The organism is Thermosynechococcus sp. NK55a (assembly GCF_000505665.1).
Lineage (GTDB): Bacteria > Cyanobacteriota > Cyanobacteriia > Thermosynechococcales > Thermosynechococcaceae > Thermosynechococcus.
The window spans coordinates 246,553-268,549 of the sequence record NC_023033.1; the positions used below are offsets into that span (position 1 = coordinate 246,553).

At 56.3% G+C, this 21,997-nt stretch carries 22 protein-coding genes and 1 pseudogene; 10 read left to right on the forward strand and 13 right to left on the reverse strand.

The features are described from left to right. Positions 1-37: 37 nt before the first annotated feature. Complete coding sequence (locus tag NK55_RS01230; RefSeq protein ID WP_024124037.1) at positions 38-1,372, reverse strand: alkaline phosphatase PhoX; 1,335 nt, start codon at positions 1,370-1,372, stop codon at positions 38-40. 143 nt (positions 1,373-1,515) lie between these two features. Here NK55_RS01230 and NK55_RS01235 point away from each other — a divergent pair, with 143 nt between their 5' ends. The 3 genes from NK55_RS01235 (at position 1,516) to NK55_RS12240 (ending at position 3,578) form a co-directional block, all read left to right on the forward strand. Further along, a complete protein-coding gene (locus NK55_RS01235) occupies positions 1,516-1,776 on the forward strand; it encodes a ParB N-terminal domain-containing protein (RefSeq protein ID WP_024124038.1) in 261 nt (86 codons plus the stop codon). Between the two features lie 63 nt (positions 1,777-1,839). Next, positions 1,840-3,012, forward strand: coding sequence for an ABC transporter ATP-binding protein (locus NK55_RS01240; RefSeq protein WP_024124039.1), 1,173 nt, complete (start codon positions 1,840-1,842; stop codon positions 3,010-3,012). Further along, positions 3,009-3,578, forward strand: a complete 570-nt coding sequence (locus NK55_RS12240; RefSeq protein WP_024124040.1) for a helix-turn-helix transcriptional regulator — start codon at positions 3,009-3,011, stop codon at positions 3,576-3,578. The genes NK55_RS01240 and NK55_RS12240 overlap by 4 nt, the downstream gene beginning before the upstream one ends. Here NK55_RS12240 and NK55_RS01250 read toward each other — a convergent pair. Both NK55_RS01250 and NK55_RS01255 read right to left on the reverse strand, forming a co-directional pair. After that, positions 3,472-3,879, reverse strand: coding sequence for a ferredoxin (locus tag NK55_RS01250; RefSeq protein WP_024124041.1), 408 nt, complete (start codon positions 3,877-3,879; stop codon positions 3,472-3,474). The two genes, NK55_RS12240 and NK55_RS01250, sit on opposite strands and share 107 nt — an antisense overlap. A gap of 12 nt (positions 3,880-3,891) precedes the next feature. Next, the gene (locus NK55_RS01255) at positions 3,892-4,683 is read right to left on the reverse strand and encodes a proteasome-type protease (protein WP_024124042.1); all 792 of its coding nucleotides are present in this window, start codon (positions 4,681-4,683) and stop codon (positions 3,892-3,894) included. Positions 4,684-4,821: 138 nt separating this feature from the next. Here NK55_RS01255 and NK55_RS01260 point away from each other — a divergent pair, with 138 nt between their 5' ends. The 3 genes from NK55_RS01260 to NK55_RS01270 are packed head-to-tail and all read left to right on the forward strand — an operon-like array spanning position 4,822 to position 7,239. Beyond that, positions 4,822-6,447: a sodium:proton antiporter gene (locus tag NK55_RS01260; protein WP_024124043.1), complete on the forward strand. Its 1,626-nt coding sequence runs from the start codon at positions 4,822-4,824 to the stop codon at positions 6,445-6,447. Further along, positions 6,444-6,875 (forward strand): fluoride efflux transporter CrcB, encoded by a 432-nt coding sequence (crcB, locus tag NK55_RS01265; protein ID WP_024124044.1) that lies wholly within the window; start codon positions 6,444-6,446, stop codon positions 6,873-6,875. Before NK55_RS01260 ends, crcB begins: the two co-directional genes overlap by 4 nt. Next, on the forward strand, positions 6,862-7,239 hold the full coding sequence (locus tag NK55_RS01270) for a CrcB family protein (protein ID WP_024124045.1): 378 nt from the start codon (positions 6,862-6,864) through the stop codon (positions 7,237-7,239). Before crcB ends, NK55_RS01270 begins: the two co-directional genes overlap by 14 nt. Before the next feature lie 8 nt (positions 7,240-7,247). On the opposite strand, the gene acnB is transcribed toward NK55_RS01270, so the two are convergent. The 3 genes and pseudogenes from acnB to pheS form a co-directional block, all read right to left on the reverse strand. Beyond that, on the reverse strand, positions 7,248-9,854 hold the full coding sequence (acnB, locus tag NK55_RS01275; RefSeq protein WP_024124046.1) for a bifunctional aconitate hydratase 2/2-methylisocitrate dehydratase: 2,607 nt from the start codon (positions 9,852-9,854) through the stop codon (positions 7,248-7,250). A 612-nt stretch (positions 9,855-10,466) separates the two neighbouring features. Further along, a pseudogene (locus NK55_RS14135) lies at positions 10,467-11,101 on the reverse strand (ParA family protein). Positions 11,102-11,113: 12 nt separating this feature from the next. After that, positions 11,114-12,124, reverse strand: a complete 1,011-nt coding sequence (gene pheS, locus NK55_RS01290) for a phenylalanine--tRNA ligase subunit alpha (RefSeq protein WP_041429395.1) — start codon at positions 12,122-12,124, stop codon at positions 11,114-11,116. A gap of 120 nt (positions 12,125-12,244) precedes the next feature. Here pheS and NK55_RS01295 point away from each other — a divergent pair, with 120 nt between their 5' ends. Next, on the forward strand, positions 12,245-13,639 hold the full coding sequence (locus NK55_RS01295) for a CPBP family intramembrane glutamic endopeptidase (protein WP_024124049.1): 1,395 nt from the start codon (positions 12,245-12,247) through the stop codon (positions 13,637-13,639). Here the strand turns inward: NK55_RS01295 and NK55_RS12625 are convergent. Then, complete coding sequence (locus tag NK55_RS12625) at positions 13,636-14,130, reverse strand: L,D-transpeptidase (protein ID WP_024124050.1); 495 nt, start codon at positions 14,128-14,130, stop codon at positions 13,636-13,638. The genes NK55_RS01295 and NK55_RS12625 overlap by 4 nt on opposite strands. Before the next feature lie 104 nt (positions 14,131-14,234). Here NK55_RS12625 and NK55_RS01305 point away from each other — a divergent pair, with 104 nt between their 5' ends. Genes NK55_RS01305 through NK55_RS01315 form a run of 3 tightly spaced genes read left to right on the forward strand, consistent with a single transcriptional unit; the run spans position 14,235 to position 17,328 of the window. Beyond that, positions 14,235-14,888 (forward strand): cofactor assembly of complex C subunit B, encoded by a 654-nt coding sequence (locus NK55_RS01305; protein ID WP_024124051.1) that lies wholly within the window; start codon positions 14,235-14,237, stop codon positions 14,886-14,888. Positions 14,889-14,946: 58 nt separating this feature from the next. Further along, a complete protein-coding gene (gene hemF, locus NK55_RS01310; RefSeq protein WP_024124052.1) occupies positions 14,947-15,963 on the forward strand; it encodes an oxygen-dependent coproporphyrinogen oxidase in 1,017 nt (338 codons plus the stop codon). Between the two features lie 36 nt (positions 15,964-15,999). Beyond that, entirely contained in the window at positions 16,000-17,328 is a 1,329-nt protein-coding gene (locus NK55_RS01315; RefSeq protein WP_157869619.1) for a cytochrome c biogenesis protein, read from the forward strand. A gap of 11 nt (positions 17,329-17,339) precedes the next feature. Here the strand turns inward: NK55_RS01315 and NK55_RS12245 are convergent, their stop codons facing one another. The 6 genes from NK55_RS12245 to NK55_RS13365 form a co-directional block, all read right to left on the reverse strand. Beyond that, entirely contained in the window at positions 17,340-17,942 is a 603-nt protein-coding gene (locus NK55_RS12245) for a type IV pilin protein (protein WP_024124054.1), read from the reverse strand. A gap of 73 nt (positions 17,943-18,015) precedes the next feature. Continuing rightward, positions 18,016-18,588 (reverse strand): Tfp pilus assembly protein FimT/FimU, encoded by a 573-nt coding sequence (locus NK55_RS01325; RefSeq protein WP_024124055.1) that lies wholly within the window; start codon positions 18,586-18,588, stop codon positions 18,016-18,018. 17 nt (positions 18,589-18,605) lie between these two features. Then, a complete protein-coding gene (locus NK55_RS01330; protein ID WP_024124056.1) occupies positions 18,606-19,694 on the reverse strand; it encodes a PilW family protein in 1,089 nt (362 codons plus the stop codon). Between the two features lie 41 nt (positions 19,695-19,735). Beyond that, entirely contained in the window at positions 19,736-20,380 is a 645-nt protein-coding gene (locus NK55_RS01335) for a hypothetical protein (RefSeq protein WP_024124057.1), read from the reverse strand. 20 nt (positions 20,381-20,400) lie between these two features. Beyond that, positions 20,401-21,393 (reverse strand): hypothetical protein, encoded by a 993-nt coding sequence (locus tag NK55_RS01340; protein WP_041428898.1) that lies wholly within the window; start codon positions 21,391-21,393, stop codon positions 20,401-20,403. Further along, positions 21,288-21,875 carry a hypothetical protein gene (locus NK55_RS13365; protein WP_162147159.1) on the reverse strand — a complete coding sequence of 196 codons (588 nt, stop codon included), beginning with the start codon at positions 21,873-21,875 and terminating at the stop codon, positions 21,288-21,290. Before NK55_RS13365 ends, NK55_RS01340 begins: the two co-directional genes overlap by 106 nt. Between the last annotated feature and the right edge of the window lie 122 nt (positions 21,876-21,997).

Genomic DNA, 21,997 nt, shown 5'->3' on the forward strand with positions numbered 1-21,997 from the left:
TCATCCTGGGCTCCCTTTTGGTGGGGTAGTTGGGCCATTAGCCCCGCCGATCCCAAGGCCCCCAGATTGCAAAGGTCATCCCCGGATGGTAAAGATTCACAAACAGGGTTTGGCCATCGGGGGAGAAGCAAACCCCCGCTAGTTCCTGATCATTGAGGGCATTGCGAGCAAGGGTGTACACTTCGCCGGTGGGCGTGATGCCAACCAGACGGTTCACTGAATCGTTGCCATCTTCGCAGCAAATGAGATCTCCCCAAGGTGCCATCGTCAAGTTATCGGGGTAATCCAGAACTGCCTTGCCGGGGGACTCCACAAATAGCTCAAGGGTGCCCCCCGCCGTTGGGGTGCTGCCGGGGCGATATCGCCAGATTTGACCTAAGCGCTTGTTACCGCCGCTGGTGGCAGTAAAGTAGAATTCGCCATTGTGGTAGCAGAGGCCTTCACCGCGCACAAATTGGGCTGCCCCTTTCTGATAACCTTCATAGCGCACTGTATCTTGGGGGGGGTCAGGTTCCGCAATATTCACCCATTCCACCTCGAAGGGCTGGCGTAGGGGAAAACCCTGACCCGTCTTAGCTTTCGGGTAGCGTTTGATTTTCAACGCCTGGAGTTGACCGCCGGCGGCAAGGTTGGTGGGCTTTTTGGGAATAAAGCGATAGAAGAGACCATCCCCGCGATCCTCTGTTTGATAGATGATATGTGTTTTTGGATCGATGGCGATCGCCTCATGTTGAAAGCGCCCCATTGCCTTCAGGGGAACTGGCGTCACTGGTCCCTGGGCACTGATGGGCACTTCAAAGTTATAGCCATGGGGTTTTTGCACGGGGCCTCCGTTGGCGGGATGTTCAGGGGTGGAAATCGTTTCTTCGCAGCTAATCCAACTGCGCCAGAGGGTTTTGCCACCGCCGCAATTGCGGGAGGTGCCGGCCAAGGAAACGTAATGCTTGAGGAGCTGGCGATCTTTGCTGACCACAAGGGTGGTTGTGCCGCCGCGGGCAAGGGGGTCGTACATCTTGTCCTTGGGAACTACTACCCCTTGAAAGACCGGGGACAGTCCAGGAGTGATCTCATGGTTACGTACCAGGATGGTTGTGCCATCAGGGCCAGCAAAGGCGGCCATGCCATCATGGCAGGTGGGCACAGGGGTGCCATCACTGAGGCGATCGCCCAGCTTTGAGAACACTCGATACTGAAACCCGGCTGGCAAATCCAACAGGCCCCTGGGATCCTTGACCAGAGGGCCAAAGCCACGACCTGTCACTGATTGGCCGCGGGCGGCCCGTTGATACAAAAGCTGCAGCCCTTGGGGCAGCAGCGCTGCCCCCATACCGGCGGCTGCCAGGGTGAGGAAGCGACGACGTTGCAAACCCATAAAAAAACACCGAAACGGCACAACTAATGGCTAAAAGCCAACCCGTATTGTTTTACTGCAAGTTAGGAAGTTATTCAAGAGCGTTTTGTTGCCGACAGGCGATGGATTGCTAAAATAAATTCATAACGAGTTTGGATAAGCCAATGCGAGTTTTGGATTTGCCTCTCAAGGCCATTCGTCGTCCCCTGATTCGGCAAACGGATCCAGCCAAAGTTGAAGCGCTGATGGCCTCCATTGCTGAAATTGGCCAGCAGGAACCCATTGATGTCCTTGAGGTGGAAGGGCAGTACTATGGCTTTTCGGGGTGTCATCGCTATGAAGCCTGCCAACGTCTGGGACTGCCCACGATCCGGGCACGGGTTCGCCGGGCGCCCCGTTCCGTCCTGAATCTGCACCTTGCCTAGGCGTCTTGTCAGATTGGCCCCAGTGTGGGATTCTAGCCAATTAGCCCCTCTAGGACAGCGATCGTGACCGGTGTACGCCTTGAACAACTGACTAAGGTCTATCGCGACCCCCAGCGCGGGAATGATGTCATGGTTCTGCGAGGGATTGATCTAAGTGTGGGTGGGGGCGAGTTTTTGGTGCTAGTGGGTCCTTCGGGGTGTGGCAAGAGTACTTTGCTGCGGCTCATTGCGGGTTTAGACGAACCAACCACGGGCAGGATTTGGGTGGGCGATCGCCTGGTCAATGGTTTACCCCCCAAAGCACGAGACATTGCCATGGTCTTTCAAAGCTATGCCCTCTATCCCCATCTCACCGTTTATGACAACTTGGCCTTTGGTTTGCGCCGCAACTCACAGATAAAGGGGGTGTTACCCGCTCCCATTGAAGCCACCTTAACGCGCTGGACGCGATCGCTCCCCAAGGGGATGCAACTTTCTTTTCCCCGCGAACGGGCCATTCACCAGCGGGTGAAGCAGATTGCACAGCTGTTGCAAATTGAGCACTTGCTCTATCGCTATCCCAAACAACTCTCCGGCGGTCAGAAACAGCGGGTTGCCCTCGGACGAGCCATGGCCCGCAATCCCCAGGTTTTTTTGATGGATGAACCCCTGTCTAACCTAGATGCCAAGCTGCGCACCGAGACCCGCGCCCAAATTGTCCAACTTCAGCGGCAATTGGGCACCACGACCATTTATGTGACCCATGATCAAACGGAAGCGATGACCATGGGCGATCGCATTGTGGTCCTGCACCAAGGCCAAATTCAACAAATTGCCACGCCCCTCGACCTGTATCAACGTCCTGCCAATCGCTTTGTGGCGGAGTTTATTGGCTCACCGCCGATGAATTTTTTAGCCGTGACCCTCAGCCAAGGGAAGATTCAGCACGCCAATTGGCAGTTGTCCCTGAGCCAGCCCTTGCCCTGGGCCTCAAAAGCATGGCTGGGGATTCGTCCAGAGCATTTCCTGTTGGCCACTGCTGAAGAGAAGGATACACTGGCAGCTCAGGTGGATCTGGTGGAGGCCCTTGGCCATGAAACGGGCTTGACGGTTCACCTCACGGTAACCGGAGAGACGTTGCGGTTGCGCTTGCCGGGGCAACAGCCCATTCGGCGGGGCGATCGCCTGTATTTGCGCCCTGATCCGCAGCATCTCCACTTTTTTGACGATCACACTGGGCAGCGACTAGAAGGATGAGCCAGCGTCTGCAAGAGCGCCTTGCGATGGTCGGCATTACCCGCAAGAGTCAACTGCACCGCAAAGGATTTACCCGACAGCAAGCCAATGCCATTTGGTTCGGCAACCTGCACCGACTGCGCCTTGAAACCCTCGAACACCTGGCCCACGTTCTGGGGCTGACGCCGTTGGAGTTGTTTCAGTGGCTCTATGGCGAATCCCCTGCTGAGGCGGCGCTCCAACACCAAGCCCTACAAATCCTTGAACCGTTTCTGCGCTTCTGGCCCACTGCCGCCGCTGCTGCCCGACAAAACCCCACCGCCCCTGCCCAGCGAATTTTGCCCCTAGTGCAGCCGGTGTTTCAACTCTTAGAGCAGTGGGGGGTTAGGTTGATTGGTGAAGTTGGGGCCTGTGTTCCCTTTGATCCGCACCAGCACCAGAGCGATCGCGCCCCCTTAGCGGCAGGAACACCTGTGTGCATTACCCATGCGGGGTATTGGTGGGGCGATCGCCTGCTCTTTCGGGCAGTGGTGACGCCAGTAGATATTCCTGAACAATCTGCCCCGCCAGCACATGCTCCTGAATGACCCGCTCAATCACTGCGGGCGTTGCCGAGTGATACCACACACCATCGGGATAGACCACTAAAATCGGCCCCTGTTGGCACACCCGCAGGCAATTGGCCCTGGTGCGAAAAATACAGCCCTCTGGGCGCGGTTGATCCAAGCCTAATTCCTTGAGGCGCTTTTTCAAATATTCCCATGCTTCTAAACCCACTGCCTTGTCACAACACAGGGGTTTGGTTTGGTCGGCACAGAGGAATAGATGCTGCTTAATGTGGCCAATCCCCAAGGCTGCTACTTGCTGTTCTAAGGAAGGAGATGTCATAGTTGGTCTTTCCTACTCTGCAATAAGGGTTTCCGGTGTTGGCAGCACCATTGAGGACGTCGGAGAAGACTGGCGGCGGTTCCATTCAATCTCCGGCATTTCCTCAAATGCTCGCCGCAAGGAGGCCTCCCAAAACTGCCGCACCTTTACCAAAAAAGGATCACCCAAAACAAATTCGGCGCGGTGACAGATTTCAAAGCTATCGGTGCGGTACATGATCAGGTCAAGGGGGGGGCCGACGGAGATATTGGATTTCATCGTTGAATCAAGGGAGAGCAGGGCATATTTTGCCGCCGCATCTACCGGCGTATCGAAGCGCAACGTGCGGTCTAAAATCGGCTTGCCATATTTTGTTTCACCAATCTGGAGAAAGGGAGTTTCCGGCGTCGCTTGCAGAAAATTGCCTTGACTGTAGATTAGGTAGAGGTAGGGTTCCTCGCCACGAATTTGCCCCCCCACCAGAAATGTGCATTGGTAGTCAATGTTATCCTTAGCTAACCAGGGCCGATGACTATCGGTGACCTCCCGCAGCTTACTACCGATATAGCGGGCCACCTCGTACATATTGGGCAACGTGTTGAGACTGCGCTCCAACTGCCCCTTGAGATCGCGGCGAATCAGGGTGAGAACTTCCTGAGTAATGGAAAGGTTACCAGCGGTACAAATCACAATCACCCGCTCCCCCGGCACCGAAAAATCAAAGAGCTTCTGATAGGTGGAAATATAGTCTACTCCCGCATTGGTGCGAGAGTCTGCCGCCATCACCAGACCCGATGTGGTGAGAATTCCCAAGCAATATGTCATCTTGCCGATGCTCCGCCAATAACCAAGCACTATAGAGCATATAGAGGATTTGTGGCGATCGCTAGGGACACTGAGCCTTGGAAATGAATTGGGTTATTCGCTAGGGTAGGGTTTGGTGTCACAGCGAGGTTGGCAGCGATGTCAACTATTTTAGAAACCCTTGCCCTCATCCTCCTGCTGGGATTCTTTGCTGGTCAGTTGGCGCGGCGACTGGGGGCACCTGCCTTGATCGGCATGATTCTTGTGGGGATTGTCCTCGGGCCTGGGGCTTTGAATCTGTTGCAAGCCGACGTCCTAGGGGCAGCCCCCACCTTTCGTGCCGTTGCGGTGATGGTGATTTTGATGAAGGCGGGACTGGGCTTGGATCGCCAGAAATTGGCCCAACAGGGCACTGTGGCTCTACGCCTTGGGGTGTTACCCGCCTTGTGTGAAATGGCAGTTGTGGCAGGGGTGGCCATGCTTTTACTGGGATTTAATTTGCGACAGGGGCTATTGTTGGGGGCGATCGTGGCACCGGAGTCCCCCGCGGTCATTGTGCCGGGGATGCTACGGCTAAAAAGTTTGGGCTGGGGCGTGGACAAGGGGATTAGCGATGCCATTCTCTCAGGCAGTGCCATTTCCGATGTAGTGGTGCTACTGCTTTTCAGTTTACTCATGGGGGTTGACCATGGCGGGGGATTCCTAGGCGGCTTGCCGCCCGCCTTGGCAGTGGGTGTGCAGGCGCTCCTTGAAATTGGGGGTGGCTTGATTGTGGGCTATGGCTTGGCCTGGGCGCTGGTCTTTTTGTTGGTCAAGCAAAACTGGAGTCAAAATCGGGTGCAAACAACCCTCGGGGCAGCAGCAGTGGCCTTGGGGGCAGTGGGCTTGGCCGATCGCCTGCCCCTGTTTTCCGGCTACCTTGCGGTCATGAGTGCGGGCTTCTTTTTGATTGAGATGGATGCGCCCCTAGGGCGGCAATTACGGGGGGGATTTGACGTGCTGTGGCAGGGGGCAGAGATTTTTCTCTTTGTGCTGTTGGGTGCCAGTGTCCAGTTAGGGGTGTTGCAACGTTCCCTCGGTGTGGGTTTAGTCATTTTGGCGGTGGGTACCTTGATGGGGCGGGGCATTGGTTGGTATCTTTCCACCCTTGGCAGTAATTGGACCCTCTCAGAACGCCTCTTTTTGCTGGCGGGGAATTCAGCCAAGGCAACTGTACAAGCGGCCATTGGTGCTCTGCCTTTGTCTGCTGGGGTGCCTGGGGGGGAAACGATGCTAGCGATCGCGGTTCTGGCGATCGTGATTACGGCTCCCGTTGGGGCATGGGCAATTCCCACCTTTGCGCCAAAACTCCTGCAAAAGGGCGAGGTGGATGCCACCAAAGTCCTGCTGCAACCCCGGGTTGTTCTTTTAGCACCGGTGGATACCTCCAGTGTCACCCCCTATGTTCTGCAAAAGACGGCGGAATTAGCGCGCCGTGCTGATGCGCAAGTCATTGTGCTCCATGTGCAGGACGTACCTGACCCCAAAGCGGTGGCCACCCTCGAAGCCCAAATTAAGCAGTACCTTGCAGATATTCGCTATCGTTTCATTATGACGGCTGGCCCCATTACCGAAGCCATTTTGAGTACCGCCGCCCTGTACAACGTGACTGAAATCATTCTTGGCAAACATGGTCAAAACCATAGTCAAAAGGGTTTCAAGCGTGTCTTCATGGGGTCTGTGTGTCAGACTATTCTTGAGAGTTCAACTCGACCGGTATTGATTGTGGAGGAGCCCCGCTTGTGACGTCGATTCATCCTCGGTTGCGCCCCGCCTTGGCCGTCAGTCTTGGAGCCATCCCCGGTGCCTTGAGTCGCTTCTTACTGGCGGTCTATTTGGAACCCTATCTTGTGGGTAATGTGCCCTTTGCCACGTTGATTGTAAATGTCACTGGCTGCTTTTTGCTGGGGGTGATTGCCCCCCTCGCCTTTGCCCGCACGTTTGTCGTGCACCCCGATTTGCGCTTGCTATTGACAACGGGATTGATTGGTTCCTATACAACCTTTTCATCCTACGAGTTGGATAACGACAAGCTCTTGGGTATCCGGGATATGGCAGCCGAGGGGTTTTACTGGCTCGGCAGTACGGGGCTGGGATTGCTGGCTTTGGAGTTGGGCAGCCGCTTAGTGCTGTGGGGATTAGCCTCTTGGGAGAAGTGGGATGATCTCACCTGAAGGACTGGTGGCGATCGCCCTCGGAGCTGTGCCCGGAGCGTTGACACGGTACTACGTCGGTCTATGGAGCGATCGCCGCTTTGGCACCCTGGTCTTTGGCACCCTGAGTGTGAACCTGATGGGGGCCTTTCTCATGGGCTTTTTGAGCCATGCTGTAACCCGCTGGGGGGCGCCGCTGTGGCTCAGCTATGGCCTCACCGTTGGTTTTTTGGGGTCTTTGACCACCTTTTCCACGTTTATCCTAGAGGTATCCAACCTGCGTCGCCAAGGCTATCCTCGGCTTGCGTGGCTCTATTGGCTCAGCACGCCTATCCTAGGGTTTCTTTGTGTGGAAGGCGGAATTGCTCTCTCCCGTTGGGTTTAGGTCAAGGGCTAGCCGCCCATACAGGCTAGTAGTTTCGCCTCCTCCTCCTTAGAAACGAGACGGCCTTGGTCTTCGTAGTCAGGAATTTGATCAAAGTAGAGGTAGCGATAGAGATCCGCTGCAAAGGGATTAATTTTCCGCGTCACAATGTCTAGGTACTCTTCGCGGGTAGGAATGCGCCCCAGCAGGGCACAGACTGCCGCCAGCTCTGCGGATCCCAGATAGACCCGCGCCCCTTTGCCCATGCGGTTATTGAAGTTCCGTGTGGAGGTGGAAAAAACCGTCGTGTTATCAGCAACGCGGGCTTGGTTACCCATACACAGAGAGCAGCCCGGCATCTCCAGGCGTGCTCCAGCAGCGGCAAAAATACTATAGTAGCCCTCCTCGCGCAACTGCTGCTCGTCCATGCGGGTAGGTGGCGCAATCCAGAGGCGAACCTGCACCGCTCCTTCCCCTTCCAGCACCTTGGCAGCGGCACGGTAGTGGCCAATATTGGTCATACAGGAGCCAATAAAGACCTCCTGCACCGGATCACCCGCACATTCCGAGAGAGTTTTGATATTGTCAGGATCGTTGGGGGCAGCCACAAGGGGTTCCTTGATCTGATCGAGATCCACCTCTATCACATCGGCATACTCAGCATCGGCATCGGCAGCGAGAAGACGGGGATTGGCCAGCCAGGCCTCCATTTTTTTCACCCGCCGCAGGATCGTCCGCGCATCGCCATAGCCCCGAGCCACCATGTTTTTCAAAAGGGTGATATTGGAGCGCAGGTAGGTGGCCACTGTCTCTTTGCTCAGTTGAATTGTGCAGCCGGCCGCCGATCGCTCCGCCGTGGCATCCGTCAGTTCAAAGGCCTGCTCCAGTTGCAAGTCGGGCAGTCCCTCCATTTCAATAATGCGTCCTGAAAAGACGTTTTTCTTGTTTTCCTGAGCAACGGTCAGCTTGCCCTGCTGAATGGCCACATAGGGAATGGCGTTGACAATGTCCCGCAGCGTCACCCCCGGTTGTAAGGAACCTTTGAAGCGCACTAGCACCGACTCCGGCATATCCAAAGGCATCACCCCCAAGGCCGCCGCAAAGGCCACTAGGCCAGAGCCGGCAGGGAAGGAAATGCCCAAGGGAAACCGCGTGTGGGAATCGCCCCCCGTGCCCACGGTATCGGGCAGCAGCATGCGATTGAGCCACGAGTGAATAATGCCATCCCCTGGTCGCAGCGAGATGCCGCCCCGCGAGGTGATAAAGTCCGGCAGTTCTTTGTGGGTTTTAATGTCAACGGGCTTTGGATAGGCCGCCGTATGACAGAAACTTTGCAACACCAAGTCCGCACCAAAGCCAAGGCAGGCCAATTCCTTGAGCTCATCGCGGGTCATGGGGCCCGTTGTATCCTGCGAGCCAACCGTTGTCATCACCGGTTCGCAGTAGGTGCCGGGGCGGACCCCAGGGAGGCCGCAGGCTTTACCGACAATCTTTTGCGCCAGGGTATAGCCTTTGTTGCTTTCAATGGGAGGCTTGGGACGGGTAAAGAGGGGACTGGGGTCGAGGCCAAGGGCTGCCCGTGCTTTGTCGGTGAGGGTACGCCCAATGAGCAGTGGAATGCGCCCACCCGCTCGCACTTCATCCAAGAGGGTATCGGGCTTGAGGGTAAACCGGCTGATCACTTCCCCCGCTTCATTAGTAATTTCACCGCGGTAGGGGTAAATCGTGATCACATCCCCCAGGTTCATTGGGGTGACATCGCACTCGATGGGCAGCGCGCCCGAGTCCTCCATTGTGTTGAAGAAAATGGGGGCAATTTTGCCGCCAAGGCAGACACCCCCGGTGCGCTTATTGGGGACGTAGGGAATGTCCCGGCCAATGTGCCAAATCAGCGAGTTGGTGGCGGACTTGCGGGAGGAACCGGTGCCGACAACGTCCCCCACATAGGCGAGGGGATAGCCCTTTTGCTTCAGTTCGGCAATGATTTGCAGTGCCCCCGGCAAGCGGCTTTCCAGCATTACCGTGGCGTGCAGGGGAATATCAGGGCGAGTGGTGGCATGGGGAGCAGGGGAGAGATCATCGGTGTTGGTTTCACCCGCCACTTTGAAAACAGTGACGGTAATCGCCTCTGGAAGTGGCTCACGGCAGGTAAACCAGTCGCCATTGGCCCAGGATTCCATCACTTGGCGGGCGTAGGGATTCCCTTGGTGCATGAGGTCTTGGACATCGTGAAAGGCGTCATAGACCAGGAGGGTATGGCTCAGGGCAGTGGCCGCCGCACTGGCCAGTTCCGGGTCCTCGTGGCGCAGCAGGTCAATGAGGGATTGAACATTGTAGCCCCCCAGCATGGTCCCTAGGAGTTCCACCGCTGCAATCGGGGTGATGAGGGGGCTGCTGAGTTCCCCCTTGGCGATCGCCGTCAAAAAGCCCGCCTTAATATAGGCCGCTTCATCCACACCCGGGGGCACGCGATCCCGAATCAGGTGCAGCAGGTATTCCTCTTCCCCAGCGGGTGGGTGTTGTAGGAGATCACAGACGGCAGAGGTTTGTGCGGCGGTCAGGGGCAGGGGGGGAATTCCCAAAACAGCGCGCTCTTGGGTGTGCTGACGGTATTGACTCAGTACGGTGGTGTCCACGTTCTGTTGACCTTAATTCAAAAACTTCAAAGACTTCAAAAACTTCGACGGCGCAAAGAAAACGCCATTGAAGTGCGACTTCAGTTATGGCCTAGGATCACAGAAACCTATCCTGGGGCGATCGTATTGTTAATATCATTGTTTCATCACTGATATGACAGGGCTGATATTATTCATAATTGACAAACCCCAAGGGCTGGGAATCTTTAATTATCTAATTTTAATTAACCCCCATACAACCGAAACCCAATGACTATAGCAGTGTAACTAGCCACAAACTGCAAAAGACTTATTGGTTTCAGGAAAAAACGCGCATTGAGAAAAATAAAGAATACGGCTAACGCTAAGACCCCATATCCAAGGTACCGAATCTGATCACGACCTGAGGTAATCATGAGAATACCGACCAAGGACAAGAGAACGGTTGTACCTGCTCCAAGGGTGCCATGAAAGATAATATTCTGGGCAAGGAAATAAAGGCCGCCTAGAATACAGGCTAGACCTAGGAAACGACGCATATTCCTTTGAAGCGACTGAGATTCTGCATATTAATCGTACATTATCGTACATTATACTGGCTTTGTTTTTAAGGACGTTTTTAGGGACAGGCCATCAACGCCAATCCCGCTCCAGCTCCTCGGCAACACGGCGGTAATCGGCTTGGGCCTCCTTGGCCTGTTTGCCCTTCCATTGGGTAATGGGCACCCCCTCTAGGGCAGCTCGTTCGTGGGCTTTGTAGGCGCGGATAAAGGCATGACAAGCCGCTACCCCCAACTGCAAGAGGGTATTTTGGGCCTCAAGGGCCTCATTGACACAGCGGGGATCAACGCGGGTGAGCAGGACGCGGTGGGGAACCTTAGACGGTTCCACCACTTGCTTGACGGTTTCAATAAGAGCGGCAAGATCAATGGGGGCAGGGGGGGTGGGCAGCACCAGATAGTCGGCAATGGGCACGACTGCCCCTAGGGCACTGGAGGCTAGGGCGGGGGGGTATCCACCACAATTAAGTCATAGCCGGAGAGCTGGCGCACCTTGCTGAGGAGTTTGGGGTTGACCTCTTGAGCGAGATCAAAGCCTATGGGGCGGCCGCTGCGCTGAAACCACCAGGTGGCTGAGGCTTGGGGATCTGCATCCACCAATAGTACCTTGTACTGTTCGGCATAGGTGGCTGCCAGATTAATCGCCGTTGTGGTTTTGCCCACGCCGCCTTTGCCGTTGAGAATGGCCAGCAGCCGCGGTGACGCCAAGGCCTTGCCCTCCTAAAATTGCTGCAGAAAGCGCAGATCACTGGTGTAGAAGCGGCGAATGTCATCAATTTGATGCAGCACCATGGCAAACCGCTCTACGCCAAACCCGGCGGCAAAGCCTGTATAGATTTCTGGATCGTAGCCAACATTCTTGAGGACGGCGGGATCTACCATGCCACAACCCATCACCTCGAGCCAGCGTCCCTGCCACTGCACATCCACTTCCGCCGAAGGTTCGGTAAAGGGAAAATAGCTGGCACGAAAGCGAATGGGAACATCACCAAAGAGTTCAGCCAGAAACGTGGTGACGGTGCCCTTGAGGTCGGTAAAGGTCAGGCCCTCATCCACTGCCAAAATCTCAATCTGATGGAACACCGCCGCGTGGGTGGCATCTTCGGTGTCGCGGCGGTAACAGCGCCCAGGGGCAACAATGCGAATGGGGGGATCATTGAGTTCCATGTAGCGGATCTGGACCGAGGAGGTGTGGGTGCGCAGGAGATTGCCATCGGGCAGGTAAAAGGTGTCCTGCATGTCGCGCGCCGGGTGATCCGCCGGTGTATTTAGCGCCTCAAAGTTGTAGTAGTCGGTTTCCATTTCTGGGCCATTGGCAACGGTATAGCCAAGGCCGACAAAAATATCGAGGATGCGGTCAATGGTGCTATGGAGAGGATGAATGTGCCCTTGGGGACGATAGACCCCCGGCATGGTCACATCCAGGGTTTCAGCCGCCAGTTGAGCTGCAATTTTTTCGGCTTGGAGGGTTTCTCGGCGTGCCTCTAGGGCTTGGAGGAGTTTTTCCTTGAGGGTGTTGGCGAGGGTGCCGATGGCGGGGCGATCGCCGGCGGGCAATTTCCCCATGAGGGCCAGAATTTGTGAGAGTTCGCCTTTTTTGCCCAGATAGGCCACGCGCAGGTGCTCTAGGGCATCGAGGGTGCTGGCTTCGGCGATCGCCCCCAAGGCTTTGGCTTCTAAATCTTTGAGTTGTTGGCTGAGGCGATCGCGATCAGGAGGGGGGGTAGTCATGGCAAAATGCGGTTGCGGGATAGGCAACAATCAACGCGGTGTCTCAATCTATTCCCACAGGCTGGGAACAAGCCTTGATTATAACGCTCTGCCCGCAGTTGCGATCGCGATGGTTCTAGAATGCCGATTCCCAAACAAATGCGCCAGCTTCAAAACGCCGTTAGTTCTGTGAGTGTTAGTTCTGTCAGTCACTGGTTGGCCACTGCCCCCCAGGCCTTTCTCCGCTCACCCCAATTTTCCAGCCGCCGCGAGCAACGGCTGGCGATCGCTGCCTGTGGATTGTGGTTTTGGGCACAATTCCTCTATTTGCACTATTTATCCTCAAACCCTTGGCCGTGGCTAGAAAGTCTCGTGGAGTCTGCCGCTGTGGTCATCATTGGGGGGTTCCCAGTGCTGTGGTGGGCAAGCGGCACCCCGGATGTTGACCCTGGTGGGGATAAGGTGGCTCAACGGTGGCAGGGACGGTTGCTCCTGAGTCTGGGACTGTACATTGCCATTGGCTTGGCCCTGCCCCAGGCAAGCCGCTTTCCTTGGCACCGGACTCTCACGAACTTGATCTTCGCCAATCAGGGGGGGCTGAATGTGCTGATCTTTCTTGGCGGCGTCGGGGCAATGGTGCGTGTCCCTTTCCTCCTGCGGCAAAAGACCACACCGCCGCCGCTGTTGTGGGCTTGGATCAGTGGCGCCGCATTCTATTTGTTCTTTAGCCACACTGGGCTCATTTCCCCCGCCTTCCCCAAGGCGTACACTGAAGGATTCATCATTACGCCTATCTATCTGCTCCTATGCCTTTGGGGCGATTGGCAGCGGCGGCAGCCCCCACGGGCAACCTCCACCGGCTTGGGATGGCAGGAGATTCCCTTGATTGCCCTTTCGCTGTTTAGCCTCTACTGGTTTTCGAGGCCCTCCTTTCGGTTTGGCCCTTTTGTGGCGGTGCAGCTCTTTATTCTTGTGATTATTTTGGGCAGGGGGCGATCGCACTTTGGCTATAGCTTTGAACCCCGCTGGCGGGATGCCCGTTTACTGGCGGCACTGGTGTTGATGGCCTTGGTAACCCTGGTGCCCTTGGGCACGCTATTGGGCTTTTTGCCCTTGGATCAATTCAACTTTACCCCCTCGCCCCTGGCAGTGTTTGTCTATGTAACCCTTTTTGCAATGCGGGTGGGTATTTTTGAAGAGGTGATCTTCCGCAGTGGCTTGATGATTTTGGTGCGGGACCTGCTGCGGCACTATGGGGGCGATCGCCTGCCGCCGGTTGTTACCGCTTGGGGGGCGATTCTCATTTGTGCGCTCCTTTTTGGCGTTCTCCATATCGGGAACAAGCCCAATGCCGATATAGAACTGCCCCTCATTGCTTACCGCGGGGTTTATATGCTTATGGCAACCCTTGCCTCTATCTTTTACTGCTTGGCGTTTGCCTGTACACAGCGCCTCTGGGCAGGGGTTGTCCTCCATGGCTTAGTGGATGCGATCGCCGTCGTCTTTTTTGGTGCTGCCCTTGTTGCCCCCTTCTAGGGCACCACAATCACGGGCACCCCTAGTTGCACTTTCTCAAAAAGCTCTTCAATGTCGCGGTTGTACATGCGCACGCAACCGTGGGAAACCGCATGCCCAATGGAATCAGGATTGGGGGTACCATGCAACCCAACCCAATTGGTACCATCACTCCAAAAGCCAATCCAACGCCGTCCCAAGGGGTTTTGGGGATGTCCGCCGGCAATCACTCCCCCAGTAAAGGGATTTTTCCAAGCGGGATTGCGAATCATCTGGCGAACTTGAAATTGACCTACAGGGGTTTCCCACCCTGGGCGACCCACGGCCACTGGATAGCGGCGCAGGGGAGTGTCTCCTTGGTAGAGGGTCAATTGGCGCCGCGAGAGGTTGATTTCTAGGCGCAGGGGCGGAGTGGCGAGGGCAGAGGGCAAACAACCCCAAAACCTCAAACTCAGCAGTGCAACAACCAGTAGCGATCGCTGGCCAGCTTTGAGGAACCGTTGTTTTTTCATTGCTTCATCTACTCCGACCACCGTGATCTGGGCATGGGTGAATAGGTGAATAATAGATAGCTACGTGACGCCGGCAATTTTTTAGAACTTTTTTAGGACTTTCGATGACTGATCAGAGGACTGATCAAATCCTGCGCTATTTGCCCCTTGCCACCGGGGTTTTGGGGGGCACACTGCTGCTCATCAATCGCCTCTTAACCCCCATGCTCACCCCTTCCCAGGCCCGCGCCGATGTTGTGGGGGTCATCCTTGCAGCGGTCTTGATCTTAACAACGCTGATTTGGCAGCGGGTACAGCCCCGGCCTCCCCAGGCGGTGATCCTAGAGGGAGAGGAGGGATTTGAACTGGCGGCGGATCTCTCGCCAGAGTTGCAAACGGAACTGGCCTGGCTTTCCTACACCCTGTTGATGAATACGCCCACAAAGTCCATGGTCCTTTGGCGGGGCGATCGCCCCCTGCTGCGCCGCGGCATTCTTGGGCCCAAACCCATGACCCGCACCGGCGCCATTGTGCAGCGGGCCCTACAGACGCAACGCCCCATCTACTTAGTGGATTTGGCCCTTTACCCCGGCCGCATTGAGTTTGACTATTTACCCCCGAATACCCAAGGGGTGATCTGCCAGCCGGTGGATGCCCAAACCGTGATGATTTTGGGCAGCAATGCCCCCCGCAGCTATACCCAACAGGATGAGCGGTGGGTGGCAGCCCTGGGGGCAAAACTCGCTCAGGTGCTAGCACAACAGTACAATAAAGCCTAGAACGCTTGAAAGCGACTTTTGACACCGAAGACCGTTGATAAGGATTTCGATATTGACTATGACTGTTGCACCTTCTGTTACCACCGCTGTGCCCAGTGACTCCCGCCAACGGGTAGCCGCTTTTCTTAAGGATCTACAGGATCAGATTTGTCAGGCCCTAGAGGCCGCCGATGGTGCTGCCCAGTTTCAGGAAGACTGTTGGCAACGTCCTGAAGGGGGCGGCGGGCGATCGCGGGTGATGAAACAGGGTCAGCTTCTGGAGCAGGGGGGCGTGAATTTTTCGGAGGTGTGGGGAGAGCAGTTGCCGCCTTCGATCTTGGCGCAGCGTCCGGAGGCGGCAGGGTATGGCTTCTATGCCACCGGTACCTCGATGGTGCTCCATCCCCGCAATCCCTATGTGCCAACGGTGCATTTGAACTACCGCTATTTTGAAGCCGGGCCGGTGTGGTGGTTTGGCGGTGGCGCCGATTTAACCCCCTACTATCCCTTTGCTGAGGATGCCAAACATTTCCATCAGGTGCATCGGGCCGCCTGCGATCGCCACCACCGGGAATACTATCCCGTCTTTAAGCGCTGGTGTGATGAATACTTTTATCTGAAGCATCGCGGCGAAACCCGCGGCGTCGGCGGCATTTTCTTTGACTACCAAGATGGCAGCGATCGCGAGCTATACCGTGGCCCGCATCCCGATGGCGAAGCCGCCCGCTATAGCCAAGCTGTGGGAGCCATTGGCAGTCGTTCTTGGGAAGATCTCTTTGCCTTTGTGCAAAGCTGTGGCCAGGCCTTCCTCGAGGCCTACCTGCCCATTGTGGAGCGGCGGCGCCACCTGGAGTATGGCGATCGCGAGCGGCAATTCCAGCTCTATCGCCGCGGCCGCTATGTGGAATTCAACCTCGTCTATGACCGCGGCACCATCTTTGGCCTGCAAACCAATGGCCGCACCGAGTCCATTTTGATGTCGCTGCCTCCCTTGGTGCGCTGGGAATATGGCTATACCCCAGAACCCAACAGCCGCGAAGCGGAACTCTATACCACATTCCTCAAGCCCCAGGACTGGGTCAATTGGCCCCTCTAAAGCAACCCTAACCCACCCTCAATCCGCTCAATGCCGATGAATGCCCCTGTGTTTCGCCGTGTTCTTGCTCTCCTTGGCGATCTGCGCCTAGCCATTGTTCTGTTGCTGGTGATTGCGATCGCCAGCATCGCCGGCACCGTGATTGAGCAGGGGCAGTCCCTCAGCTTCTATCAAGCCAACTATCCCGAAGACCCCGCCCTCTTTGGCTTTCTAAGTTGGCGGGTACTGCTGGCACTGGGGTTGGATCAGGTGTATCACACCCCGTGGTATCTGACGCTGTTGGTGCTCTTTGGCGCCAGTTTGATGGCCTGTACCGTCACTCGTCAGGTCCCTACCCTAGCCACTGCCCAACGCTGGCAGTACTACCAAGAACCGCGTCAATTCACAAAGCTGGCCCTGAGCACCAGCATTCCCCAAGGCTCCCTCAAGGCACTGGCCACTGCCCTGAGCGCAAAGGGCTACCGCGTTTGGCAAACCGACACCCAACTCTATGCCCGCAAGGGGTTGGTTGGTCGCATTGGTCCGATTGTGGTGCACGCCAGCCTGATCCTGATTCTCCTGGGGGGCATTTTGGGGGCCCTCACTGGCTTCATGGCCCAGGAGCTGGTGCCCAGTGGCGAAACCTTTCAGCTCCAGCACCTTGTACAGGCGGGACCCTTCGCCCGCATTCCCCAGGACTGGTCAGTGAAGGTGAATCGCTTTTGGATTGATTACACCGATGCCGGCGACATTGATCAGTTCTACTCGGATCTCTCTGTTGTGGATGCTGCTGGCCAGGAGGTGAAGCGGGGCACGATCCACGTCAATCGGCCCCTGAGGTATCGGGGCGTAACCTTCTATCAGGCGGATTGGAGCATTGCCGCCCTGCGCTTTCGCCTCAACAACAGTCCAGTGCTGCAATTGCCGATGGTGCCACTGGACACAGCCGGCAAGGGTCGCCTCTGGGGGACATGGCTACCCACCAAGGCAGACCTCTCGGAGGGGGTTTCCCTCATTGCCCGCGATCTCCAGGGGACTGTGCTCATCTATAGCCCCAAGGGCGAGTTTCTCAGCAGCCTGCGCAGCGGCATGAGTACACAAATCAATGGCGTCACCCTCAGCTTGGTGGAGTTGGTGGGCAGTACGGGGCTACAAATTAAAGCCGATCCAGGAATTCCCCTGTTTTATGCCGGCTTTGCCCTGTTGATGGCGGGGGTCGTGATGAGCTATGTCTCCCACTCCCAAGTTTGGGGCCTCCAGGGGCAGACGGTGCTATACGTGGGGGGACGCACCAACCGCGCCCAGTTGGCCTTTGAGCAGGAATTGCTGGGGATCCTTGAGGCCCTCAGCGGCCAAGGCCAACCCGCCATCAACGCCACCCTCTAAAAGTTGCCCCCCTATTCGGTGGTTTGGATGGGCACATACTTCACCGGTTCGTTCGTGCCGTTGCTGGGGGCGGCCCAACAGTCGCCAGGGGGCGCGGCACTGGTTCCCTCTTTCACCGAGGACGTCGTAACGCCGTAGTTTTCCCCCTTTGCCCACACGCAACCCGAGACCCCCGTACCGGCAGGATCAATGGCCTGCGCATGCACAGCAACATACCAAGGATTGCCGCCCCCATGGAGAATGCGCCCCGTCTTTTCCTCTTGCACTTGGTCGTAGGTCAGGGTTAGGGGATGATAGCCATCCACGCGATAGCCGCCACCTTGGGTATTGTAGATCCCCAAATAGGCCAGCTTGGTGGCAAAGATTTTATGGCGGACGCGGTAAGCTTCTTGGGCGCGGTTCACCGCCCCCACTGCCGCTTTTGCCCCGGCCAATTGCGCCTTCAGTCGCTGGTTCAGCAAGGAGGGCAAGGCAATCAGGGCAATCACCCCCAAAATAACGATCACCGCCAGCACCTCCGGCAGCGTCAACCCCGCGTTGGCGGTGCGCCGCTGTGGCCGGCGGTCTTGCAGAAAGAATAGCAGATTAATGTAAAAATTCGCCTTCTGGATCATGGTTTACCCCCAGTCTTGACCGGTCCTCATCGTCATTCACTGCTGCTAGGCGCCGTGATTATCCTGTGCTTTCCTATTCTTTATATTGACCGCAGCTATTGCCCTCTTCAATGCGCATGCCGCCGAGGATGGTAGGAACCCGTACACATTGCAGGTAAGCGCTTTCATAGGCATAGATGCTAAAGCTAATCCGCCGCGGCGTGACGGGTGTAATCACCCGCCCTTGGTAGTCAAAGGCCAGCTCACAGCTGGAGGATTCCGGTGCTGACCAGCATGGCAAGATTTCATTCCTTTCATTCCTAGCGCTGGAGTTAAAATCGGTGGCCCACATGACCATCACCAGTTGCTCATCATCGTCCACCAGGGGCTGCCATTGCCAATTGGCCCGATCGCTCCCCACAGGATTAATTGACCACTGCGGGCCCAAGTCGGTATTGCGAAAAGCAGCTATCCAAGGCACTTTTTGCTTTTTGGCGCTGGCTTGGGCCAAGCGCAGCACGTTGCGGGCATTATTCACCGCTGCCCGTACCCGTTGCCGTTGCAGCAGTGGAAAGAGGCTCATCGTGGCAATCCCAAGCACGATGGCGATCAAAACAATCACCACCAACATCTCTGTCATGGTGTATCCGCGCTGGCGGCGTTCCATGGCTTGTTTCCTCCCGGCTAGTACTTAGGCACTTTTCCTTCCACAGAGCGGCTCAAAACCGTTGTGGTGATCACTGGGCGATTTTGCACATCTTGGGGGCGAATGCCGGGGAGTCCCTCAGGATTGCCCCGCAAATAGACAAAGGTGGCGGCATTGAAGCTGGCGCCACTATCCTGCACACAGGCAAAGAAGCCCGCCGGTGCTGTCGCCGAACTGAGGGGCGTGCGCACGAAGGCAGGAGTGCCTGGCAGCGCCTCTGGACAGGCCGGGGAGGGCATGGTGGTATCGGTGTCAATAAAATCGGTGACCACCACCAAATCGGTAACACGCAGGTAGCCCTCAATATTAGCCTCAGGACGACCACCCGCTCGCGTGTCCTGGAGATTTTCAGTGGTTGTAGTGCCTACTTTGAAAGGCCAGCGGGCAAAGTTGGTTTCGCCGATGGGTTCCACGTAACCCCGATTAATCCCCAGGTAGTCATAATTGACATCACTGGCCACGTTGGCCACCTTATACTTGCGCAGTTGATAGCGCACTAGCCGCGCCTTGCCCTGCCATGGTGAGTCTGGCGCCCAGAAGGAGGTGGGGGCCGTGTCAATGTAATAGACCACTAGGGTGTAGGTGCGGCGGCCATTTTGGAGATCGCGGCAGTGTTGTTTCGTCCTGGGTTCATCGCTAGACCATACTCTCTCGCAATCCCGCGGCATCCTAAAGGTGGCGTAGCCCAGTTGGTTTTGATCGTAGGGAAAAGGCTCCAGAATCCACATGGCCAGGACAGGGGTCATGGTTGCCGGAAACGCTGGCAGGTAATTGGTGAGGGGCTGGCCAGAGCGGGTGGTGTCGCCGCACTGCTGGTCATTGCCGGCTAGGCAGTTGCCGTTATAGACAAAAACCGCCTGCGACAAGTCATTGGTAATCACATCCATGGCGGCCTTGAGGTCTTGGCGCAGTTGATTCAAGGAGGCTTCGCGGCGCTCGGTGTTGAGCATGTCAATCAAAACAGTGCCTAAGGCAGCCATGAGAATGCCGGCAATGACTAGGGAAACAAGGATCTCCACTAGGGTAAAGCCCTGAAACCGCCGCCCTCGCCAGGTTGGCCATTTCATTGTGAGTCCTCCTTTGTGCTTTGTTTTTGCACGATGATTGCTCATGGGGTGCTGGGTTTGAGATAAGAGAGGGTTTCGGCGGCATCAGCGCGCACGATCTCTGTGGTCAAAACCACCAGGGGGCGCCTCTCACTTTCTGGACCGCCGCTGGTCATCATTGCGGTTGCCTGGCTAATGGGTTGGCCACTGCTGACGGCATCTGGAGGAACAGGCAGGGCCTCGGCGCTGTAGACCCGCACCTGCACTGGATAGCCCAAGACCAAGCCATTGCCATCGGTAACCACCTGGCCGCGATAGATCTGGACGGCAAAGCGGGTGTTGTTCAGTTGCCGTTCACAGGTCATGGTGGCGCTGGAGGGTAAGGTGCAGCTCGCAATCGGGTTTGGGCCTGTCGGTGGCGGTTGTGTGGAGAGGGCGGCCGCATTCCCTAAGGTTGCAGCTACGGCGCTTTCAGGAGGCAGCAGACTAGTGGAGGTGCCGCGCACAGTCACCCCCTGCTCCATCATCACCCGCAGCCGGTCAATTTCGCCGCGGGCAATTTCTGTGGCTTGATTGATGCGATTGTTGCGCAGTCGCGTTGCCGCCACGAGCAGCAGGGGGGCTGCCAACATCGCCAGGGTGAGGTTGACCACCAAGATGGCAATCACACACTCCAACAGCGTGAGGCCACGGTCGGGTCGAGTCATGGGCAAATCACCTCCACAGTTTAAGCAGAACACTCGGCATTGGTAACGTTCGGATCAATGCGGCCACCGCCCATGCTGCCAGGTCGCTGCGCACAGCGCAGGCGCTGGATATAGGGATCATCGGCGCGCAACTCGGTGTAATACTCTGTGCGCTGCCGTCCGGGGGTAATGAAGCGCCGCGCCACCGGCCCCGCCGGCGCCAGTTGCAGAGCCACATCATAGCCCCACTTGCGGGTTGGAGGGCTATAGTACCGAATCAGCTCGTCGGTCGTTGCCTGACACTTAAAGGCAGTGTCAACGTTCCGGCATGCAGTAGTGTTGGGAACTTCCCACTGGTCCTGGTCAAAGGGGCCGGTGGCTTGGGTAGAGAAGTTGAGTTGAATCAATGACCCTTGGATCCAGAGATTTTTGCCGCTCCAATTCTCGAGGAAGCGCGGGAAGTTGTGCATGCCGCCGTAGGCCTGATTGGGTCGCGAGGGCACAATGCCGCTAACAATCACAGCATTGACGCGGGTGTTGTCTTTCGCCTCAATCAGGTCACGGCTATCGCTAAAGGTTCTGTACCGATTACGGGGGATGAAAGAAGAAGAATTACACAACACATCTGTTGTAAGATCACTTCTAGAACAAATATCGCCCCTTTTGTCCACTGTTTGTTCATATCCTGTTGGAACGGGCGGTTGGGGCCGGTTGGCATTCAGGAAAGAGGTCGTGTTGCTGTTGGAGCAACGAGGATCAACGCTTGCAGCGCCTTTAAAGTAGTGCTCGGCAAAGCCATCGCAGAAGTTGTCAGAGAGAATCGTGACGGCATCGGCCACAATTTCTGCCGGTCGCCATGTATCCCGGTCGGGACGCGCAAAGCGAGGATCCAGCGTGCTGCGGGTGTAGAAATTGCTCCAGTTATCTGTCAGCTTTTCGGTAAACTCCTCAATGAGGTTGTTGGCTGTACCATCGGTGCTGTGGAGGTTAAAGTCTCCCTGAATATAAACCGGGTTATCACTGATAAAGGACAAGCCGGCGATATTTTTTCCGCAGGAATGCCTTGGCGGTCAAGGCGGTTGCCGTTCAGTAGGCGGAAGCCATTGGGCCGCCGCAGCGGATCGGCAAAGAAATCCACTGGCTTTTTCGAAATCCCGTTAGGGGCCAAGGGTGGGGCCAAGGGTGGATCGTGGGGACTGCCGCTCACAGGGACAGCATTCATCCAGTTTTTGCCAGCAATAGCAGGGCGGGCAATGCCATCTTCGCGCACGGCATCCTCGCGGAAGGCATAGACAATTCCCCCCATCGGCAACCACGTATCGCCGCCAATAGTCTTTTTCCGCAGCAAATCGAGGTCAATGTCCATGACCCGCACCGCCATTTCTTCGCGGCCATTGAAGAGGGCGTTATCGAGGAAGGCGACTTTGTATATTTCGTAATTGGTTCCATTTTTATAGATGATTTGATTGCGTCCCTTGGGCTCATTCCCCCAACCAACAAGCTGCGCGGGGATCATGAAATCCTTAGGTTCGTTGCGTGGTTCAACAACGCTAGCAATCTGCTTAATAACGTTATCAATAACGTTATCAATAGCAATCTGCTGACAGTCATTGTCATTACTGACCCCACAGAAGATTC

Coding starts and splice junctions, on each gene's coding strand:
- NK55_RS01230 (WP_024124037.1), bottom strand. CDS start 1,372: ATGGGTTTGCAACGTCGTCGCTTCCTCACCCTGGCAGCCGCCGGTATG.
- NK55_RS01235 (WP_024124038.1), top strand. CDS start 1,516: ATGCGAGTTTTGGATTTGCCTCTCAAGGCCATTCGTCGTCCCCTGATT.
- NK55_RS12240 (WP_024124040.1), top strand. CDS start 3,009: ATGAGCCAGCGTCTGCAAGAGCGCCTTGCGATGGTCGGCATTACCCGC.
- NK55_RS01250 (WP_024124041.1), bottom strand. CDS start 3,879: ATGACATCTCCTTCCTTAGAACAGCAAGTAGCAGCCTTGGGGATTGGC.
- NK55_RS01255 (WP_024124042.1), bottom strand. CDS start 4,683: ATGACATATTGCTTGGGAATTCTCACCACATCGGGTCTGGTGATGGCG.
- NK55_RS01260 (WP_024124043.1), top strand. CDS start 4,822: ATGTCAACTATTTTAGAAACCCTTGCCCTCATCCTCCTGCTGGGATTC.
- NK55_RS01270 (WP_024124045.1), top strand. CDS start 6,862: ATGATCTCACCTGAAGGACTGGTGGCGATCGCCCTCGGAGCTGTGCCC.
- pheS (WP_041429395.1), bottom strand. CDS start 12,124: ATGACTACCCCCCCTCCTGATCGCGATCGCCTCAGCCAACAACTCAAA.
- NK55_RS01295 (WP_024124049.1), top strand. CDS start 12,245: ATGCCGATTCCCAAACAAATGCGCCAGCTTCAAAACGCCGTTAGTTCT.
- NK55_RS12625 (WP_024124050.1), bottom strand. CDS start 14,130: ATGAAAAAACAACGGTTCCTCAAAGCTGGCCAGCGATCGCTACTGGTT.
- NK55_RS01305 (WP_024124051.1), top strand. CDS start 14,235: ATGACTGATCAGAGGACTGATCAAATCCTGCGCTATTTGCCCCTTGCC.
- hemF (WP_024124052.1), top strand. CDS start 14,947: ATGACTGTTGCACCTTCTGTTACCACCGCTGTGCCCAGTGACTCCCGC.
- NK55_RS01315 (WP_157869619.1), top strand. CDS start 16,000: ATGAATGCCCCTGTGTTTCGCCGTGTTCTTGCTCTCCTTGGCGATCTG.
- NK55_RS12245 (WP_024124054.1), bottom strand. CDS start 17,942: ATGATCCAGAAGGCGAATTTTTACATTAATCTGCTATTCTTTCTGCAA.
- NK55_RS01325 (WP_024124055.1), bottom strand. CDS start 18,588: ATGGAACGCCGCCAGCGCGGATACACCATGACAGAGATGTTGGTGGTG.
- NK55_RS01330 (WP_024124056.1), bottom strand. CDS start 19,694: ATGAAATGGCCAACCTGGCGAGGGCGGCGGTTTCAGGGCTTTACCCTA.
- NK55_RS01335 (WP_024124057.1), bottom strand. CDS start 20,380: ATGACTCGACCCGACCGTGGCCTCACGCTGTTGGAGTGTGTGATTGCC.
- NK55_RS13365 (WP_162147159.1), bottom strand. CDS start 21,875: ATGATCCCCGCGCAGCTTGTTGGTTGGGGGAATGAGCCCAAGGGACGC.